Raw genomic sequence first — 19956 nt, forward strand, 5'->3', positions numbered from 1 at the left:
AGTGTGGGAGCTACGCATAAGACAGCGATTTCTCTTCCAGCAGTTCCTGATACAGCTCGGTCCATTTGCGACCCATTTCGTCAGCGGTAAACAGCTGCCGGTAACGCGCTTCAGCCCTCATGCCCATTTCCGCTGCCCGGACAGGGTTTTCCCACAGCGTGCGCATGGCTTCGCGAAACGCCTGTGGATGACTCGGAGGTACCACCAGCCCGGTCTCACCGTGAATATTGATGTAACTGGTGCCGGTGCCGATTTCGCTGGAAATCATTGGTTTGCCGTACATCGCCCCTTCGAGCAGGGAGATGCCAAATGCTTCGGAGCGCAGGTGTGACGGGAACACAATCGCGTAGCTCAGTTGCAACAGTGCGACTTTGTCTTCGTCGTCCAGGCGCCCGAGGAAATGCAGGTTGCGTAGACCCAGCATTGCGGCCTGAGCGTGCAGCTCATTTTCCAGAGGCCCGGCACCGACAATCACCACCGGGTAATCGACGCCTTTGAGCGCATCGAGCAGGATGTGCAGGCCTTTGTAATAGCGCATGACGCCCACAAACAGGAAAAAGCGCTCACCCAGGCGCTCGCGCCAACGAGCCATACGTTCGGTGTCAGGTTTTGGATAAGAGTATTTATTCAGGCCGTAGGGAATGACCCGGGTTTTGTCCGAGAAGTTTTTCAGGACGTCACTGGTATGCAGGTAGTTTGGCGACGCCGCGACAATCCGGTCAGCGCTGGCAAGAAAGCGCATCATCAACGGCCGGTAGAGTTTGAGCAGATGCTTTTGCCGAATGATGTCCGAGTGGTACGTCACTACGCAGGGTTTGTTCATGCCGCTGAGGAAATGCACCACATCCATGAACGGCCAGGGAAAGTGATAGTTGACCACGTCGGCTTCTGCGGCCAATTCCCGAAACTGCTTGAAGACGCTGTAGGAAAAACCGGTAGACGCGAATTGCACATCGAGTTTGGCGCGATGGACCTCGTGCTGATAAAACGGGATGACTGCTGGTGTCGGGTTGGCGCTTAACGTCAGAACCTTGCTCTGAATGCCATGCGGTGCGCCGCTTTCGCATAGTTCAAACATGACATGTTCGATACCTCCGACAGATTCTGACAAATACGTTTTGTAAAAATGAAGAACACGCATTCAACCTCCCAAAGCCTGGCGGTAGGCGTGAACTGTCAGATTCGCGCAGCGTTCCCAGGAAAATAGCTTCGCCCGTTGCAATCCCGCTTTTCGGCATACCTGCCGATGCGTTTCATCGTCGACCAAACGACTCATGACTTCACACAACCCATGCACATCATCAGGTTCAATATAATTGCCCGCGGTGCCTGCGACTTCGGGCATGGCTGAGCGTCGGGTCAATATCACGGGTGTGCCGCTGGTCATGGCCTCCAGAACCGGCAGACCAAAACCTTCATAAACAGAGGGGAAAACCAGCGCTCGGGCGCCAGCTACCAGCTGTGCGACGTGCTCATCAGGCAGGTACCCCAACAGGCGGACATGGCCAGTTGCCAGGGCCTTGTGCAGTTCATCATCAAGTTGCTCACCCTTCCACCCGGTCATGCCGATTACCAGCAACGGAAAACGCTGACGCTGTGCCAGCGGCAGTTGCGCGTGAGCACGCAATGCCAGCGACAGGTTCTTGCGCGGCTCCAGAGTACCGACACACAGAAAGTACCCTTGTGGCTGCACGCCGTGAGGTTGCAGCGCCTGCTGCAAGGACTTGTTCGAACGTGGATGAAAACGCGCCGCGGCCCCCAGTGGGGCAACCACGAAACGCTCGGGCCCAAGGCCGAAATAGCGCTGGGCTTCGTCGGCGATAAACTGTGAGTCGGTCAGGATCAGACGTGCCTGTCGCACGCCTTGGCCCAGTCGACGTTCAATTTCCCGTAACCGCGCTGCCGGTTGGGTCGACGGGTAGTGCAGATGGGTCAGGTCGTGCAGGGTGATGATGGTCGGGCCCTTGAACGCCAAGGGCCACAGACTCGGCTCGTGGTAGAGGTCGATGGCCGCCGGCAGTCCTCGGTCGAAGCGCCGTTGTTCCAGCCAGCGACGTGCCTGATAGGCACCGGGGATCTGCCGCAGCAACGGGGTCAGCCGTGAGTAGCCGGGCATTGCTGCTGCCGGTAGCGACGAACTCCAGCCCCAGCCGTGGAACAATGACAATTCCAGGTCAGGTTCATGGGTCAGTGCATTGACCAGTTCGGCCAGATAGTGGCCGATACCGGTTCGGGGTGCCTGCAGAATTCGTGCGTTAAGGGCAATCTGCATGCTGCCTCTCGACGGCCACCGGAGTCTTCTTCAGGTTGCGCAAGACTCGGTCGACCAGTTGTGCGCTGGCCTCGCGCCAACCGAGCCAGCGCCATTCGCTCACCTTGCGCGCGGCCGGGAAGGTCCCGGTGTTTTCCATGTGGGTGATCAGGTCGACCAGGCTTTGCGGGGCCGCGAGATCGAAATAGGCCATGAACTCACCACCAATTTCACGGAACACCGGAATGTCGCTGCCCATCGCCGGCAGGCCGCGCTGCATTGCTTCCACCAGCGGCAGGCCGAAACCTTCGACGTAGGACGGAAACACCAGCGACGTGGCGTTGGTGTATGCGTACTCCAGGCTTTTGTCCGAGAGAGAGTTGAACATGAACAAGCGCGTGTTGAGTTCCGGGTGTTTACGAATTCGCTCAATCAGTGCCTCGCACTTCCAGCCAATGCGCCCGGCAATACACAGACGCGCCCGCGAGCCTTTTGCCCAGGCCAGTTCGAACGCATCGAGCAGATAATCGTGGTTCTTGCGTGGCTCGATGGTGCTGACCATCAGGAACACCGGGTCCTTGCTCTTGAACATCTGCTGAAGGTCTGCGTTCACCTTCGACGCGTCATCGCACAAGTCCAGTTCACTGCCCAGGTGGAAGTAGTCGAACCAGCGTTGTCGGACTTGCTCGGCCCCGACCCGGCGCAGCATTTCATCGCAAACCTGATCGCGGATGGTCGCGGAAATGGCGATATAGCCATCCGCAGTGCGGGCAATCCAGTCGAACCAGTCATTGAACACCCTGACGAGCCCGGCGTCGCAATACTGCGGATGGGTCAGCGGAATCAGGTCGTAGATCACTGAAACGATACCCACGCCGTCACGTTTGAGCTGTTCGGCCAAGGGGAAAAAATCCGCATGCCAGGAAGAGTCCAGCAGCACCAGTTGATCGCCCGGTTGGTGTTGCAGCGGCGTGCAACGGGTCGGGATTTCCTGGTTCTTCAGACAGCGATCGAGAATCCGCAGGGGAATACTCAAGCAGGCAAACGCAAGGAGTCGGCAACCGATGTACAGCACGCGACGGGCAAACAGCGATTGGCGGAACGGCCGGCGGCGTTCAAGGGTTCGCTGGCGCAGCCAGAAGTGGTTGGCGACTTGCTCCATCCGTACGCGCAGGCTCATCAGGTCCAGCTTCGGTGTCGGCAGGGGAGCCAGGCTTGTCACTCGATACAGTGCACCGTTGAGCATCACTACCGGAATGCATTCCACCGACGGATCTTTTTTCGGTAACTCGCGGATGACATTGCGCACTACGCGTTGAATTCCGGAGTTGGCCTGGGGGTGTTCGAACACATAGGTGCATTCGACCAGTAACCGCGTCATGGTGCTGTCTCCGGGGTGATGGGTTCTACTGGGGTGTCCGACGAGCGCGTAATGCTGGTTTGCGCCTCAAGCCAGGAACAGCCGACGAAGTCTTCCTGACGGTTGTTGATGACATGGAATACCAGGCCGTAATCGCGCCATTCGAAATTTCGGTCCAGGTGCGAGTCCAGGCGCGACAGGCTCAGGGCGACGGAGTAGTTGCCCTTGCCCAGGCGCATGGGAAAGGCAAAGCGGTAGGTCACCCGTTCGCCAGCGCTCAGGTCGGTCAACGCCTGTTCGAGCCGATGGGTGTTGATGCCATACATCGCCTGGCCCAGGCGATCCTTGATCAGGAAACCCAACACCAGTCGTTCGATGTCCTGGCGGACGTCAACTTGCACCTCCAGCACCATCGGCTGGCCGACTTCGGCCACTTCCACCGAGCGCTGGCGCTGATCCAGCAGGCGCACGCTGTGGATGGTCGCTTCGCCGGTGCCGGAGATGGTTTGCACCTGGCCATTGGCGAGCATTTCCTGGCGTACGATCTGGCCTTCGCGTTCGGCGAGCATGGCGTTGTAATAGTCCATCACCTCTTCCGGCTTGCCGTGCATGGCCATGCGACCCTTTTCCAGGAGGATGGCGGTGTCGCAGATCGACTGAATCGCCGAGCGGTCGTGAGACACGATCAGCAAGGTAGTCCCGGCCCGACGGAAGCTGCGGATGCGTTCGAAACTCTTGTGCTGGAAGTAGGCGTCACCGACTGACAGCGCTTCGTCGACGATCAGGATGTCCGGCCGCCGCGCCGTAGCGACACTGAACGCCAGCCGCATCTGCATGCCACTGGAGTAGGTGCGCACCGGGTGGTCGATGGCGTCGCCAATTTCGGCAAACCCTTCGATTTCCGGCATTAGCGCTTCGATCTCTTCGACCTGCATCCCCAGCAACTGACCGGCCATGAAAGCGTTCTGGCGTCCGGTAAAATCGGGGTGAAAGCCCATGCCCAACTCAAGCAACGCGGCGACGCGCCCGTGCAGATGGATCTGCCCGCATGTGGGCTGGGTGGTGCCGGTGATCATCTTCAGCAAAGTACTTTTGCCGGCGCCGTTGACCCCGACAATGCCGACTGCTTCACCCGGCTGGATTTCAAAATCGACACCTTGCAGGACCCAGTGCAAGTGATGACGGGATCGGGAAAACGGCACCAGCCATTCAAACAGCCGGCTCCAGCGGTTTGGATACTGTTTATAGGCCTTGCCCAGGCCACTGACGCGTATATGTCCCATCAGAGCTCGTCCACCATTTCACCGACACGCTGGCGGAAAAGCCGCAGCCCCATCACGCAGAACAGCACGCCAATCACCAACAGCGGAGTCAGCGAACTCCAGACCGGCCATTGGTTGTAGAGAAACAGATTCTGGTAGCTTTGCATCAAGGCGGTCATGGGGTTGAGCCCCAACAGCCGTTGAACGGGCTCGGGAAGGATCGACATCGGATAGACGATCGGTGTCAGCCAGAACCAGAACTGCAGGCAAATCCCGAAGAACTGTCCGACGTCGCGGAAGAATACGTTCAGCACCCCGAGAATCATCCCCAGCCCGGCGCAGAAGATCACCTGGAGTATCAGCAGCGGCACCAGTGCCAGCATCGCCATGCCCGGCAAGCGCCCGGAGATCAGCAAAAAGCCGAGGAACAAGCCAAGGATGATCGCGAAGTTGATCCCCGCGTTGAGCAATACGATCACCGGCAGGCAGATCCGCGGGAAGCTGATTTTCTTCAGCAGATTGGCGTTTTCCAGAAACATGCCCTGGCTGCGCAGGGTGATTTCGGAGAACAGCCCCCAGGTCAGCAGACCGGCGCAGAGGTACACGCTGTAGGCCAACCCGTCTTCCACACCGGGCAATCGGGCGCGCATGATCTGGGAAAAAATCACCGTGTAGACGACGATCATCGACAGCGGATTGAGCACGGTCCAAAGCGCACCGAACAGTGAGTTGCGATACCGCGACTGGAACTCTCGCTTGACACTACCGAGGATGAAGCCCCGGTAGCTCCACAGCGAGCGATACAAATTGAGCAACATTCAGACCGTCCTGCCGTACTGATCTTCGAAGCGGACGATATCGTCCTCTCCCAGATACTCACCGCTTTGAACTTCAATGATCACCAGATCGATCACCCCCGGGTTTTCCAGACGATGCTTGTGCCCGGCGGCAATGAAGGTGGACTCGTTTTTGGCCACCAGATGCGACCCCGAACCGTTGTTGGTGACCTTGGCCATGCCTTCGACCACCACCCAGTGTTCGTTACGGTGATGGTGCATTTGCAGCGACAGCTTGGCGCCAGGTTTGACCACGATGCGTTTGATCTTGAAGCGCGGGCCTTCCTCCAGCACGGTGTAAGTGCCCCACGGCCGGCTGACGGTGCGGTGCAGGCGATAGCTTTCGTGTTCTTTCTCTTTGAGCTGCTTGACCACCTTGCGCACGTCTTGTGCGCGGTCGGCGTGGGCCACGAGTACGGCGTCGGCAGTGTCGATGACGATCAGGTTATCCACGCCAACGGTCGCGACCATGCGGCCATCGCTCTGGACGAAGTTGTTGTGACTGTCGATGAACAGCGCTTCGCCGCTGGCGCGGTTGTTCTGTGCGTCGGCCGCAACCAGGGCACTGACAGCCCCCCACGAGCCGATGTCGCTCCAATCGAAGCCGGCAGGCACCACCACCACCTTGTCGGAACGCTCCATCAAGGCATAGTCGATAGAAATATCAGTCATTTCGGCGAAATGTGTCGCCGACAATTCCTGTTGCAGGCAGCCGCCGGTCTCGACTGTGGTGCTGGCCGCCAGGCACGCGTCGGCCTGTTCGAGCAGTTGCGGGGCGTGGAGCTGCAACTGCGCCAGCAAAGTGCCGACCGAGAAACAGAACATGCCCGAGTTCCACAGGAAATTGCCGCTTTCCAGGTAGTGCATGGCGGTTTGCAGGTCGGGTTTTTCGACGAAGCGTGCGACCTTGGCCGCGCCTTGCTCGTCCAGCGACTCACCGCGTTCGATGTAACCGAAACCGGTCTCCGGCGCCGTCGGGATTACACCGAAGGTCACCAAATGTCCGGCCTCGGCCAGTTTCACGGCATGGCTGACGGCGGTCTTGAAAGCCTTTTCATTCTGGATCAGGTGGTCAGCCGGCATCACCACCAGAATCGCTTCGTTGCCGTGCAATGCCTGCAGCGACAGGGCCGCGGTGGCAATGGCCGGCGCGGTATTGCGGCCTACCGGTTCCAGCACGAAGTGGCCGCGGTGATGACCCAGATGGGCGTCCTGATAGTGATCCTTGCTTTGAAAGTAGTAGTCACGGTTGGTCACCGTGACGATATCGCCGTGTGTGCCGAGCAGCCCGGCCGCGCGCTGATAGGTCTTGCCCAGCAGTGTCTGGCCATCGGGTAAGGTCATGAACGGCTTGGGGTGACCTTCACGCGAAACCGGCCACAGCCTTGTCCCGGTACCACCGGAAAGAATCACGGGAATCAGCATGGCCTACTCCTTGGCGACGCGCTTCATGTCCGCATCCATCATCATGCGGATCAGGGTCTGCAAATCTGTTTTTGGCTCCCAGCCCAACAGCCGTTTCGCCTTGGCCGGATTACCCAACAGCACGTCGACTTCGGCCGGGCGGAAAAACGCCGGATCGATCTTCACGAAATCACGGTAATCGAGGCCGACGTGTTCGAAGGCGATCTGGCACATCTCGCGCACCGTGGTCGTCACGCCCGTGGCGACCACGAAGTCATCGGCCTTGTCCTGTTGCAGCATCAGCCACATGGCTTCGACGTAGTCGCCGGCAAAGCCCCAATCGCGCTTGGCGTCGATGTTACCCAGGCGCAACTCCTGCTGCTTGCCCTGTTTGATGCGGGCGGCGGCGTCGGTGACTTTGCGGGTCACGAATTCGATTCCGCGCAGCGGTGATTCGTGGTTGAACAAGATGCCGCTACTGGCATGCAGGTTGAAGCTTTCGCGGTAGTTCACGGTGATCCAGTGACCGTAGAGCTTGGCCACACCGTATGGGCTGCGCGGATAGAACGGAGTGTTTTCGTCCTGTTGCTCGGCCTGGATCAGGCCAAACATTTCGCTGGTCGAAGCCTGGTAGAAACGCGTGTGCGGGCTGAACTGACGAATCGCCTCGAGGAGGTGGGTCACACCCAGCCCGTCGACGATCCCGGTAGTCACGGGTTGGTCCCAGGACGCGGCGACAAAGCTTTGCGCGGCCAGGTTGTAGACTTCGTCGGGAGCCGACTTGATCACCGCGCGCTGCACCGAACAGGCGTCTGCCATGTCGCCGTCCAGATAGACAATGTCACCTTCGACGCCCATTTCGCGCAGACGCCAGCGCGAGTCGCTGCTGCGCCGTGCTACCAGGCCGTGGACTTTATAGCCCTTGTCGAGCAGCAGTTTGGCGAGGTAGGCGCCGTCTTGTCCGGTGATCCCTGTGATCAATGCACTTTTTGTCATTCTTGTCGTACCCGTGACTCCCAGTCGGACAGGATCGCCCGCAGGGATTGTTGTGTTGTAAGTTCAGGCGCCCATCCTGTGGCCTGGTGCAGCTTGGCATGGCTGCCACAGACGCGACGCTGCTCTGCGCGGCGAAGACGCGCAGGGTCTTGAATCAGTTGCATATCGACCTGGGCCAGATCGGCCAGTTGCTCGATCAGGGCGCGGATGCTCTGCTCGACACCGGAGCAGATGTTGTAGACCTGTCCGGGCGCACCGCGTTCAAGCAATGCCAGGTAGGCGGAGACGACATCGCTGACATCGAGAAAATCGCGCGTTACATCAATGTCACCCACTTCCAGTTCAGGCGCTTGCAGGCCGTGCTTGATCCGGCAAATTTGCCGGGCGGCGCTGGCGATGACAAAGCTGTCCAGCTGCCCGGCACCGATGTGGTTAAAGGGGCGTGCGACCAGCACCGGCCAGCCTTCGGTCATGCCCCATTGCAGGCACAGCATTTCCGCCGAAAGCTTGCTCACGGCATACGGGTTGCGCGGGCAGGGCGGCTGGTGCTCGTCGATCGGCAAGGCGCTTTCGCTGACCTGGCCGTAGACGTCGCCGGAGCTGACATACAGAAAGGTGCCGTTGAAGTCTCGGGCCTTGAGGGCTTGCAGCAGGTTCAGGGTACCCAGCAGGTTGACCTGAAAAGTCTTCGCCGGGTCACGAAAGGCTTCGGGGACAAAGGTTTGTCCAGCCAGGTGAATCACGGCATCAGGCATTTGCGGCCACAGGCCTTCGAGGCTCTTGGGTTCGCAAAGATCATAACGGGATGGAACGGGCGACAATTCCCACCCCGAGTCGTCTGTGTTCAGACGGGATTGGATGTGACGTCCTACGAATCCACTGAGACCCGTAATGAACAGACGTTTTTTCAAACAGCGGCCCCCTCAATGAGCAAACTTCGGCAACCTCCAGTCTTTGCTGGGTAAACCGGAAAGCATGGGCTGCTTTCTCGGTCATATCAGACATGCGAAGTCGTTGTTGTAGTTGTTTGGTAGCCAATCTGTGCCAATTGTGCGGCAATTTCAACAGGTCCCACCGTGACCGGTCAGTTCTCGTTTTAGTAGCCTGATTTATTCTCGCCAGACGGTTCACGAAGCCCTGGCGGATGTGTTTAGAATGCCCCTCATCACGATTGCCCAGCGATCAGCATGGCGGTAATCCGACCAGGCGAAGCTGACCACTAAAACAAGAACGCAGGCGGGCAGGCAGAGGATGGGCGAGCATCGGTATACCGGCTCGACCTGTGGCGCTACCGTCATAAGAATGAGACTGCCGGGACGGCGGTTTCATCGTGGGATGCCATGAATTTCATTCTTTACTCGGACGTGAACGACCGCTCGATCAGCCAGAGCCTCGGCCGTCCCGAATACAGTTACTACTTCGTCCTCAAGGCTTATCGCCCGGTGCTGGAAAGCCTTGGGCGGGTCCACGTGGTTGAATCGACCACCGAGATCGACCCGCTGTATCGGCAGCTTCAGCTCAATGGCGAAGAGAGCCTGTTCCTCTCGTTCACGCCCCCCCACAAAACCCTGAGCAACCTGCACTGCCCGACAGTCTGCGTGGTTGCCTGGGAGTTCGACTCGATCCCGAACGAGCCATGGGATAACGACCCGCAGCAGGACTGGAGCCGTACGCTGGCACGCCATGGGCGGGTGATTACCTTGTCCAGCCATACTGCGCAGGCTGTGCGCAGGGCATTGGGCGAGGACTTCCCGGTATTGGTCCTGCCGACACCGCTGTGGGAAACCTTCGCCGAGGTTCGCAACCAGTTTGCGAATGTACCGATCAACCCGGGCACGACGTTGCAGACCAAGGGCTGCATCATCGACAGTCGCGTTTTGGGTCTTTCGGCTGACGGGCTGATTGCACCGATCGTCACTGCGCCAGAGCCCGAACCGGCGCAACTGCCAGCGCCAGCAGAACCCGAAATCGTTAACGAGGCGCCCCCTCTGACCTGGCGTCGACGTGCGTTCATCGTCAAGCACTACGTGCGGCAGACCTATCGTGAAGCCTTTCGCGATCTGCTGCCCGAGCGCCTGCGTACGCTGATCGCCAGTCTGCGACCCGAGCGTCCGGTGATGGCAGAGCCTGTAGTGGAAGTGACCGTCGAGGCGCCGCCTAAAGACCCGCACCCGCAAGCCAGCCTTCCCGATACCACAGCGGTGGTCGAAACCCGGGTCGATGGAGTGATTTACGTCAGCGTTTTCAACCCTGATGACGGTCGCAAGAACTGGCACCAACTGATTACCGCGTTCTGCTGGGCCATGCGTGACGTCGAAGATGCCACGCTGGTGCTGAAAATGACCCAGAGTGACCTGTCCACCTACTACGTCGAAATGCTGACCCTGCTGTCGCAACTGTCGCCCTTTGCCTGTCGCGTGGTCGTCATGCATGGCTATCTGGATGACCAGCAGTTTGCCCGGTTGTACGGGGCCGCCAGTTTCTACGTCAATGCCTCGCGCTGTGAAGGGCTATGCCTGCCACTGATGGAGTTCATGGCGTGCGCAAAACCGGTGATCGCACCGGCGCATACGGCGATGCAGGATTACATCGACGACCGCGTGGCCTTTATCGTCGAGTCCAGTCAGGAACCGGCCGTCTGGCCGCAGGACACGCGCATCCTGTTCCGCACCTTGCGCCACCGACCGGACTGGGGCTCGCTGAAAACCGCCTATCAGAACAGTTACCGGATGGCCAAGGAGCAACCGGCCAGCTATCAGGCGATGTCCGTGGCGGCGAGCGAACGCATGCGCGATTACTGCAGTTTCGCGGCGGTGCAAAAACGCCTGACGGGTTTTTTCGAATTGGCCCAGGTCACTGAGCCTACGCCGGCATCGACTGCCGCCGTAGCGGGTACGGCATCATGCTGATCATCATTCATTCAGAAACCAACAAAAGTAACATCCTGCAGAACCTCGGCCGCCCCGAGTACAGCTACTACTTTGTGCTCAAGGAGTTCCGCCCGGTGCTGGAGCGGCTGGGGCAGGTCATCGAAGTCAGCAATCCCGACGAACTGGTCGACCGTTTATATTTCGATTGCCAAAGCCGTGGCGAGGATTGTGTGTTCCTGTCCTTTTCGCCCCCGCATCGCACTCCGATGCATTACGCCTGCCCGACCATCCCGGTATTCGCCTGGGAGTTCAGTACCATTCCCACCGAAAGCTGGCAGGGCGAGCCTCGGCATGACTGGCGCCTGGTGCTGGGTGCATCGGGTGCGGCGATTACCCATTCCAGTTTCACGGTAAACGCCGTGCGCGACGTGATGGGGCCGGACTACCCGATCAGTGCCATCCCGGCACCGGTCTGGGACCGTTTTGCCGGACGGGGCCGGGGCTTGAGCAAAAAGCCCCAGGCCGAACAGGTGAAACTCAACCTGCGCGGCCTGTTGATCGACAGTCGTGAACTGGACCTGCGGCCTTACGGACCCGAGGCGTTGCGCGAAGGTGAGGCGGTGGCGTTCGATGGGCCGGTGCGTGATTGCGAGCTGGTGCTCGACGGTGTGATCTATACCTCGGTCTTCAACCCTTACGATGGCCGCAAAAACTGGCAGGACATGCTCAGCGCGTTCTGCACCACGTTCCGCAATACGCCCGATGCGACACTGGTACTGAAGCTGACGCACCACGATATCGCCGATGCGCTGAACGACATGCTGCATCATCTTTACAAGAACCAGTCGTACCGCTGCCGCATTGTGCTGATTCACGGCTTCCTTGCCGATGCGGATTATGAGCGTCTGGTCGAAGCCACCAGTTACGTGGCCAACAGCTCGTTTGGTGAAGGTCAGTGCCTGCCGTTGATGGAGTTCATGTCCTGCGGCAAACCGGCCGTTGCTCCTTGCAACACGGCGATGGCGGACTACATTGACTGCGACAACGCCTTCATTGTCGACTCGACGGACGAGCTGACGGCCTGGCCCCACGATCCGCGTGCGGCCTACCGGACCCTGCGTTACATCACCAACTGGGATTCGCTGTGTTCGGCGTACCAGGCCAGTTACGACGTGGCGAAGGCGGATGACGAGCGTTATGAGCGCATGTCGGCCCATGCCGTGAACAGCCTGGAGAAATTCTGCAGCCAGGCCAGTACCGAACAGCGTCTGGAGAGCTTTTTCGCGCAGCTGTTGCAGCGCACCAAGGCGCTCACCGCGCAAACCGTCCAAGCATGATTCGCGGGCTGCTCAGGTGGTTGCGTCCGACACCTGCCCCCATCCCGGTGACCGTTCCGGCAAGCCCTGTATCACCCAGGGATGTGGGCTTATGTGACGCCGTGCTCGACGGCTGGTTTCTGGGTGACAGCGGTGAATTGCTCAAGGGCTTCGCCATCACGGCGGACGACACCTTGCTGGACGTCGGTTGCGGTGAAGGTGTGGCGACGTTGTTTGCGGTACGTCAGGGCGCCTCGGTGATCTTCACCGACAGCGAACACGACAAGGTCCGCGACCTCGCCCGGCAAGTAGAAGCCCAGTCGGACCAGCCGAGCCTGGGGCTGGTCAGCAACAGCCTGCCGCTGCCGCTGGCCGATGGCTGCGCCAGCAAGGTCGTGTGCATGGAAGTGCTTGAGCACATCGATCAGCCCGAGCCGTTCATGGCCGAACTGGTGCGCATGGGACGCCCCGGGGCGTTGTACCTGCTGAGTGTGCCGGCGCCGGTGGGTGAACATTTGCAGCAGGGCATCGCACCCGCCAGCTATTTCCAGTCACCCAACCATGTACAGATCTTTACCCCGGAGCGCTTTGCCGCGTTGGTTGAAGACGCTGGGCTGGTGATCGAGCATCGTCAGGCCACAGGCTTTTTCTGGGTCATGGGCATGATCTTTTTTTGGGCCAGCGAGCGGGCAGCCGGGCGCGATCCCGGGGGCGCGGTGCGAGACCGGATCCAGGCGCCGTACCCGCCGTTGATGGAGAGTTGGGCGCGAACCTGGCAAGACCTGCTGGCGCAACCCAACGGGCTGGCGATCAAGCAGGTGCTTGATCAATTCATGCCCAAGAGCCAGGTGATCATTGCCCGCAAACCGGTGGATACCGATGCAATGTCCAGGAGGACGGCATGAGCAGCAAACGGATCATGGACATCGAGTTGTTGCGTGGCATTGCGGTGCTCGGCGTGTTGTTCCATCACCTGCAAGGCAGTCTGTTCACCGACACGGTGCCACTGCTGCAAACCATCACTGCGTTTGGCCAACCCTGGTGGGGCGTCGATCTGTTTTTCGCCATCTCGGGGTTTGTCATCGCTCGCAGTCTTATACCGGCGTTGCAAGGCTGCAGCACGCGTCAGGAATACTGGCAGCAGACGCGCAACTTCTGGCTGCGCCGAGCCTTTCGACTGTTGCCGTCGGCGTGGCTGTGGCTGGCGCTGATGTTGCTGGCCTGTGTGTTTCTCAACCGCTCCGGGGCCTTCGGCACGCTGCACGCGAATGTGCAGGCGACCTTGGCGGGGATTGCGCAGTACGCCAATTTTCGCTTTGCCGACAGCTTCTACCACTATGAGTACGGCACCAGTTTCGTCTACTGGAGCCTGTCGCTGGAGGAGCAGTTCTACCTGTTGTTTCCGTTGCTGATTCTGGTCTGTCGCAAACACCTGGTGTGGGCACTGCTGGCGCTGGTCGCGGTGCAGTTGCTGACGTTGCGCACGCCGATCCTGATGGTGGTCCGAACCGACGCATTGGCCCTTGGCGTGCTGTTGGCCATGTGGAGTGGGCGACCCGGTTATGTGCGCTGGGAACCGACGTTCTTACGCCGGCCATGGGTCGGGGTGTCGGCGCTGGTGGTTATTTCGTTGACGTTGAGCGTGCTAGCCACCGACCGCTTCACGTTCACCAACTACCGAATCGGCGCGATTGCCGTGCTCAGTGCGGTGCTGGTCTGGGTGGCGTCCTACAACCGTGATTACTTGATGCCTCGGGGGTTGCTGAAGAGTCTGATGACCTGGATCGGCAGTCGCTCCTACGGTATCTACCTGATTCATATTCCGGCCTATTCGCTGGTCCGTGAATTCATCTTCCGCTTGCAGGCGGTCAATCTGCCCAATCCGGCCGGGCATCCAATCCTGACCCTGCTGATCGCTGGCGGGGTGATCGCCCTGTTGAGTGAGCTCAATTACCGCTGCATCGAAATGCCCATGCGTAATCGCGGTGCCGCGCTGGTGCTACGCCTGGGCACGTCCCGAACCTCCGTCCCATCCTCTGGAGTGACCTCATGCTGAGCCTTTTGAAGAAACTCACGGCGGGTGCGCCCGTCCCTGCACCCGTGCAGCCAGAGGCGCCCGCGACCAAGGTCGATCCGTACATGCTGGGGCTGCACGATGCGATCCTCAGCGGCTGGTTCAACCAGCAAACCGGCGAGCTGTTCACCGGTTTCCCGGTGACCGCCGAGGACACGTTGCTCGACGTCGGCTGCGGTGACGGTGGTAACGTGCATTTCTGTGCCACGCGCGGTGCAAAGATCATCATTGCCGATATCGATGCAGCCAAGGTCGAGGCGACCCGTCAGCGTCTCAGCGACACCATCGCGCCCAGCGTCGAGTGTCACGTCACCGACTGCAATCCACTGCCGATAGCCACTGCGACCGCGACGCGGGTGGTCTCCACCGAGGTCATCGAACACGTCGACGATCCGGCACAGTTCCTCGCCGAACTGGTGCGCGTAGGTAAGCCTGGCGCGCTGTATTTGCTCAGCGTCCCGCATCCCAGCTCGGAAGACCTGCAAAAAGACATCGCCGCTCCCGAGTATTTCCAGAAGCCCAACCACATCCGGATCATCAGCGAAGAGCAGTTCAAGCAGATGGTCAGCGATGCCGGCCTGGAACTGATCAGTCACAGCCAGTACGGTTTTTACTGGTCGATGTGGATGCTGCTGTTCTGGGAAGCCAAGGTCGATTTCAGCAACGCTGATCATCCACTGCTCAATCACTGGGCTGACACCTGGCAGGCCGTGCTGGATTCGCCACGCGGGGCGCAGATCAAGCAGGCGCTGGACGCAGTTGTGGCGAAAAGTCAGGTGATCATTGCCCGCAAGCCTATGGCTGCGTAGGCTAACGTGCTGAGCAACAAGGGCCCTGAGAGGCCCTTTTTGCGTTAAGGGATTAACTCAGCCACAGGCCTTTATGTCAGCGACTTTTTTCGTCCGTTGCGCGCTATTGCTAGTCGCTGTGCTGCTCAACGGTTGCCAGCCGCAGGACGCGCCGCCGCTCGATCAACAGCTTTACGTCTGGCAGCGGCAATGGACTGATGCTCATGACGACGCCCTGGCTCAATCGCGCGGGGACTTTTCAACGTTGCGGGTGTTGGCCTTGCAGACTTATCCACAGGCTGGCTGGCGTCGCGCGCGAATCAACCCTGCGCTGTTGAAAAATGATGGTCGCCCACTGATTGCGGTGATTCGGCTCGATGGCCAGCTCAAGACCCTGGATCAAACCGAAGCCACGGCGCAGATCCAGAGCGTAGTTGCCGAGTGGCAGGCTCAGGGCCTGACGCTGGCCGGTGTCGAAATTGACCACGATTCCGGCACGGCGCGCCTGCCGGCCTACCGCGAGTTTCTTGCGAGGTTGCGCAACGTGTTGCCGGCTACGTTGAAACTGAGCATCACTGCACTGCCGGCCTGGCTCGACAGTCCCGAACTGCCGGGGTTGCTGGCGGTGGTCGACAGCAGCGTGTTGCAGGTGCACGCGGTGAACAGTCCCGAACACGGGTTGTTTGATCCGGCCCAGGCGAAACAATGGGCCGGGCGCTGGAGCCGGATCACTGCGAAACCCTTCTACCTGGCGTTGCCGGCCTACGGTATCGCATTGCTGCCGGGGGACGGTGGGGCGCCGATTGTCGAAAGCGAAGTGCCGATCGAGCGCATCGGCCAGCGCCGTGAGCTACGGGCTGATCCGCAACAGTTATCGAAACTCGCCAGCCAATTGCGCGCCGAGCCACCGCCCCATCTGGCCGGGTTGATCTGGTTTCGTCTGCCACTCAAGGGCGACCGACGCGCGTGGAGCCTGGCAACGTTGCGTGCGGTGGCGCGCGGTGATCGGTTGGCCAGTCAGCTCGACCTGAACCTTTCCAGCCATGACGGTCTGTACGACATTGCGGTGAGCAATCGCGGCAACCTCGACGCAGGTCTGCCCGAGCGCGTGACGTTGGCGGTCACGGAATGCGATGCGGTGGATGCGCTCAACGGCTATACCGTGCAGCAGACACCCGGACAACTCAGCTTTACCCGCCTCAAAGACGGCCGATTGCCGGCAGAGGCCGAACGCTCCCTTGGTTGGGCGCGCTGCACAAAAATTGATCAAGGAAGTGCTCATGTCCACCCATAACGTGTCGCGTCATTTGCTCGCTGTAAGTCTCTGTCTGCCGCTGGGCTGCGCGATGGCTTGTGGGCCTGATTTTCCGCTGCGCTTGCTCGGCGACCGGACACAGATCCTGGGCGAATTGCCGGAAGGCAGCTTCCGGTTCGAAGTGAATCGCCTGGGCAAAGCCATCGCCGGTTTGAAGCCTGCACAGGTAATGACAGGCGACTATGTTTACGGCGCAGGCAATGATCTTTATGTGCAGGCGCGAAACACCGCTGAACAGACGGGTTTGAGCGACGCTCAGCGCGCGCAGGTAGCGCAGTTGCGAACACTTCAGAACGCGCAACAAGTGCAAGCCGAGGGCGCCAGCCTGCCGCCTGAACTCAGCCTGTACACCGCCGGTGCCGTGGCCTTCAATGCGGGCGAGCATGCTGTCGCGGCTGAGTATTTCCGCAAAGTGCTGGCGCTGCCGGCCGATCAGCGTGCGTTGCGCAGCACCTGGGCGGCTTACTCGCTGGGACGGGCCTTGTTCGCCATCAGCCAGGAGGCCAATGACCTCGATGAAACCGGGCGCCGCGAGAGTCTGCAACAGGCCCGGCAGGCCTTTGTGCAGGCTCGTCAGTTGAGTATCGAGGGCTTCAGCGACCCTCAGGAATTGGGCATCGCCAGCCTCGGCGAAGAAGCGCGGCTGGTACGCCTGGCCGGTGACTGGAACACCGCCGTCGAGCTTTACGCGACGCAGAGCCTGCAAGGCTCGCAAGTCGGTTACAGCTCACTCAAGCAGTTGATGAATGAACTGGGCGAGATGCCGGAGGCGCAGCTCAACGAGGTGCTCAAAGGCAAAGCGGTGCAGCAATTGGTCACGGCGGCGTTGATCAGCCATGTCGGTTGGTCGTACGGTGAACAACCACCCGCTGAACAAAAAATGATCAAGTCGCTGGTCCAGAGCACCGTTGGCAGCCTGGATAACGCTGATCGCCTGGCGGCGCTGAATTATCAGATCGGTGATTACGCCACCACCAAAACCTTGCTCGAACATGCCGGTGACAGCGGCCTGGCCTGGTGGCTGCGAGCCAAAATAGCGTTGCGGGAGGGTGACAAAGCGGCGGCTGCCGGCGCCTATGCCAAGGCGGCCAAAGCCTTCCCGCAGGATGAAAACTGGGGTGGTCGCAGGGCGTCCAGCGGTGACTACGAAACGCTCAAGCCCGGCTGCCGGGTCGACGGTGAAAGTGCGCTGCTGGCGCTGGAACGTGGCGATTATCTGCAAGCCTTTGAGCAGCTGTATCGCAGCCAGGATCTCTACTGGGAAGACGCGGCTGTTGTCGCGGAACGGGTGCTGACGGTCGATGAGCTCAAGCAGTTTGTCGACCGCCAGGTACCAGCGCCAACGCCGTTGACCCAGCAGGAGCGCGAGCGTTATGTGCCGGTACCGATCGCGGCACGTTTGCGCGACTTGCTCGGGCGTCGGTTGTTGCGCGAGGAGCGCTACGATGAAGCGCCGGCGTACTTTGATAATCCTGAGTTGCAAGCCAAAGCTCGAGCCTACGGGCAATCGCGTCAGGACGCCGAGTCGCGCTGGTGGCCAACCCGTCGCGCAGCGGATTATTTCAACGCCGCCTGGATGGCTCGCAAGTGGGGAATGGAGATTCTCGGCTATGAGATGGCCCCGGATTACGCCACGTTCGATGGCAACTACAGCCTTGAGAAGACTGAGTTAAAAGTCGGGCCGCTGATCACTGAAGGGGAGGTGCAACGCCAGCAAGCCAGCTCAGCCAAACCGGACGAACGTTTCCACTACCGTTACGTTGCTACTGGCCTGGCTAGCAAGGCGGCGGACCTGTTGCCCCACAGCAGCCAGGCGTTCGCGGCGGTTCTGTGTGCCGCCGCGGGTTTTGGTACCAGCGTTGAGGAGGAAAAGGCCTTCTACCAACGTTATGTCAAAGAAGGACCTTATGTGGATTGGGCGGTGAACTTCGGGCATCAATGCCCTTATCCCGACTTTCAGAACGCCGATAAACGTTACGTGACTCAAGTCCTGGAACCCGTGCGTTCAACCTTGCGCCCCTATAAAAAGTGGCTGCAAATGGGTTCTGTGGTGGTGTTCACGGCATTGGCCCTGTGGCTGATCAATCGCCACAAGCGCAAGGCCAATCGTCAAGCCTGCTGAACGAACGTCAGGCGCAGCGCAAAACCGATCAGCAGGCTGCCAAACAGCCATTGCTGCATGCGCTGCGCCGAGGGGCTGCGCTCCAGCCAGCGACCGAGCCAGGCGCCGATCAGCGCGTAACCGCTGTCGAACAGCAAACCGGCCACCACCAGCAACACGCCCAGGGTCGCGAACTGCGTCAGCACCGGCCCTGCCTGCGGGTTGATAAACTGCGGCAACAGCACCGAGCAAAACAGCAGCGCCTTGGGGTTGAGCAGGTTGGTCAACAAGCCGCGCTGGATCGCCTCGCGCCACGCAAGTTTCGCTGCGACTGTGCCGTTGGTGTTCAGGTTCGGCAGCAGGTTCGAGCGCAGGCATTGAATCCCCAGCCACAGCAGATACGCGGCACCGGCCAGACGCACTACTTCAAAAGTCCAGGGTGCAGCCTTGAACAGCGTCGCCAGGCCCAGCGCTGCCAGCGCAACGTGGCAACCCCGGGCAATCGCCAGGCCAATGGCGGTGGCCAGCGCGGCGGCTTTGCCCTGCCGGGCACCGGTTTGCAGCAGCAGAATCATGTCCGGGCCGGGCAACAGGTAAACCACTGCCAAGGCCAAAAAGAACATCCAGAGTCCTGCCATGCTGCACCCCATTCGTTAGCGATTCGGTGATCAAAGTCTAGGGCCGAAGGGCAGGGCAGGTGGTTGCGTAGTCGCGCCTGGAAACAGCTAGACTTGGCAGCTTCTGCCAATCAATGAATAAAAACAGTCGGGAACTGCCAAACCATGAAACTGGACGCCTACGACCGCCGCATCCTTGCCGCGCTGCAACGCGACGGTCGCCTGAGCAACGTGCAACTGGCGGACGAGATCGGCCTGTCGGCTTCGCCGTGTCTGCGCCGGGTGCGAATGCTGGAAGAGGCCGGGGTGATTCGCGGCTATCAAGCGAACCTCGACCGCGACGAAGTGGGGCTGGGGCTGACCGTGTTTGTCGGGGTCAAGGTCGAGCGCCACAACGACGAAGAGGCCGAAGCGTTTCGTCTGGCGGTAACGGCATTGCCCGAGGTGATTTCGGCGTTTCTGGTGTCAGGCGAATCGGATTTTCTGCTGCAAGTGGTGGTGCCGGATTTGCGCGGTTATGAGCGCTTTTTGACCGGCAGCCTGCTCAAGTTGCCGGGTGTGAGTGATATCCGCAGCAACTTCGCAATTCATACGGTAAAAACCCCGGGGCCATTACCGCTGGGGCATTTGCCGAGCTGATGCCCTTGCTCAGCCCGACTACGCTTTCATCTTTATATGTGCGGGTTGGGTGATGGGCGGGGAGCCAAAAATTCACTACCATCGTTATATCGTAACGATTTGCAAAAAATGCAGCGGCCTGACGACT

At 60.0% G+C, this 19956-nt stretch carries 17 protein-coding genes; 8 read left to right on the forward strand and 9 right to left on the reverse strand.

What is annotated here, in order from left to right:
* Nucleotides 1-10: 10 nt before the first annotated feature.
* From AC1DHT_RS06315 to AC1DHT_RS06350, 8 genes are read right to left on the reverse strand one after another with little or no spacing between them, the layout of a single operon-like run.
* On the reverse strand, nt 11-1141 hold the full coding sequence (locus AC1DHT_RS06315; RefSeq protein ID WP_427541396.1) for a glycosyltransferase family 4 protein: 1131 nt from the start codon (nt 1139-1141) through the stop codon (nt 11-13).
* A complete protein-coding gene (locus tag AC1DHT_RS06320) occupies nt 1142-2272 on the reverse strand; it encodes a glycosyltransferase family 4 protein (RefSeq protein ID WP_427541393.1) in 1131 nt (376 codons plus the stop codon).
* Complete coding sequence (locus tag AC1DHT_RS06325) at nt 2256-3632, reverse strand: glycosyltransferase family 4 protein (RefSeq protein ID WP_427541390.1); 1377 nt, start codon at nt 3630-3632, stop codon at nt 2256-2258. The genes AC1DHT_RS06320 and AC1DHT_RS06325 overlap by 17 nt, the downstream gene beginning before the upstream one ends.
* Nucleotides 3629-4894 carry an ABC transporter ATP-binding protein gene (locus AC1DHT_RS06330; RefSeq protein WP_427541387.1) on the reverse strand — a complete coding sequence of 422 codons (1266 nt, stop codon included), beginning with the start codon at nt 4892-4894 and terminating at the stop codon, nt 3629-3631. The genes AC1DHT_RS06325 and AC1DHT_RS06330 overlap by 4 nt, the downstream gene beginning before the upstream one ends.
* Nucleotides 4894-5691, reverse strand: coding sequence for an ABC transporter permease (locus AC1DHT_RS06335; RefSeq protein WP_427541384.1), 798 nt, complete (start codon nt 5689-5691; stop codon nt 4894-4896). The genes AC1DHT_RS06330 and AC1DHT_RS06335 overlap by 1 nt, the downstream gene beginning before the upstream one ends.
* A complete protein-coding gene (locus AC1DHT_RS06340; RefSeq protein WP_427541381.1) occupies nt 5692-7134 on the reverse strand; it encodes a mannose-1-phosphate guanylyltransferase/mannose-6-phosphate isomerase in 1443 nt (480 codons plus the stop codon).
* Nucleotides 7135-7137: 3 nt separating this feature from the next.
* Complete coding sequence (gmd, locus tag AC1DHT_RS06345; RefSeq protein ID WP_427541378.1) at nt 7138-8109, reverse strand: GDP-mannose 4,6-dehydratase; 972 nt, start codon at nt 8107-8109, stop codon at nt 7138-7140.
* Nucleotides 8106-9020, reverse strand: a complete 915-nt coding sequence (locus AC1DHT_RS06350; RefSeq protein WP_427541375.1) for a GDP-mannose 4,6-dehydratase — start codon at nt 9018-9020, stop codon at nt 8106-8108. The genes gmd and AC1DHT_RS06350 overlap by 4 nt, the downstream gene beginning before the upstream one ends.
* A gap of 429 nt (nt 9021-9449) precedes the next feature.
* Between AC1DHT_RS06350 and AC1DHT_RS06355 the strand changes: the two genes are divergently transcribed.
* From AC1DHT_RS06355 to AC1DHT_RS06385, 7 genes are all read left to right on the forward strand, one after another.
* Nucleotides 9450-11018 carry a glycosyltransferase gene (locus AC1DHT_RS06355; protein ID WP_427541372.1) on the forward strand — a complete coding sequence of 523 codons (1569 nt, stop codon included), beginning with the start codon at nt 9450-9452 and terminating at the stop codon, nt 11016-11018.
* Nucleotides 11012-12316 carry a glycosyltransferase gene (locus AC1DHT_RS06360; protein WP_427541369.1) on the forward strand — a complete coding sequence of 435 codons (1305 nt, stop codon included), beginning with the start codon at nt 11012-11014 and terminating at the stop codon, nt 12314-12316. Before AC1DHT_RS06355 ends, AC1DHT_RS06360 begins: the two co-directional genes overlap by 7 nt.
* A complete protein-coding gene (locus AC1DHT_RS06365; protein ID WP_427541366.1) occupies nt 12313-13200 on the forward strand; it encodes a class I SAM-dependent methyltransferase in 888 nt (295 codons plus the stop codon). The genes AC1DHT_RS06360 and AC1DHT_RS06365 overlap by 4 nt, the downstream gene beginning before the upstream one ends.
* Entirely contained in the window at nt 13197-14351 is a 1155-nt protein-coding gene (locus tag AC1DHT_RS06370; protein WP_427541363.1) for an acyltransferase family protein, read from the forward strand. The genes AC1DHT_RS06365 and AC1DHT_RS06370 overlap by 4 nt, the downstream gene beginning before the upstream one ends.
* A complete protein-coding gene (locus tag AC1DHT_RS06375; protein ID WP_427541360.1) occupies nt 14345-15178 on the forward strand; it encodes a class I SAM-dependent methyltransferase in 834 nt (277 codons plus the stop codon). Before AC1DHT_RS06370 ends, AC1DHT_RS06375 begins: the two co-directional genes overlap by 7 nt.
* A gap of 73 nt (nt 15179-15251) precedes the next feature.
* Nucleotides 15252-16451: a DUF3142 domain-containing protein gene (locus AC1DHT_RS06380; protein WP_427541357.1), complete on the forward strand. Its 1200-nt coding sequence runs from the start codon at nt 15252-15254 to the stop codon at nt 16449-16451.
* Complete coding sequence (locus AC1DHT_RS06385; RefSeq protein WP_427541354.1) at nt 16438-18594, forward strand: hypothetical protein; 2157 nt, start codon at nt 16438-16440, stop codon at nt 18592-18594. The genes AC1DHT_RS06380 and AC1DHT_RS06385 overlap by 14 nt, the downstream gene beginning before the upstream one ends.
* Here the strand turns inward: AC1DHT_RS06385 and AC1DHT_RS06390 are convergent.
* Complete coding sequence (locus AC1DHT_RS06390) at nt 18582-19211, reverse strand: LysE family translocator (protein ID WP_427541351.1); 630 nt, start codon at nt 19209-19211, stop codon at nt 18582-18584. The genes AC1DHT_RS06385 and AC1DHT_RS06390 overlap by 13 nt on opposite strands.
* 144 nt (nt 19212-19355) lie before the next feature.
* Here AC1DHT_RS06390 and AC1DHT_RS06395 point away from each other — a divergent pair, with 144 nt between their 5' ends.
* Nucleotides 19356-19829, forward strand: a complete 474-nt coding sequence (locus tag AC1DHT_RS06395) for an Lrp/AsnC family transcriptional regulator (RefSeq protein WP_054594814.1) — start codon at nt 19356-19358, stop codon at nt 19827-19829.
* The last annotated feature ends 127 nt before the right edge of the window (nt 19830-19956 follow it).

The organism is Pseudomonas sp. 05N432 (assembly GCF_056396945.1).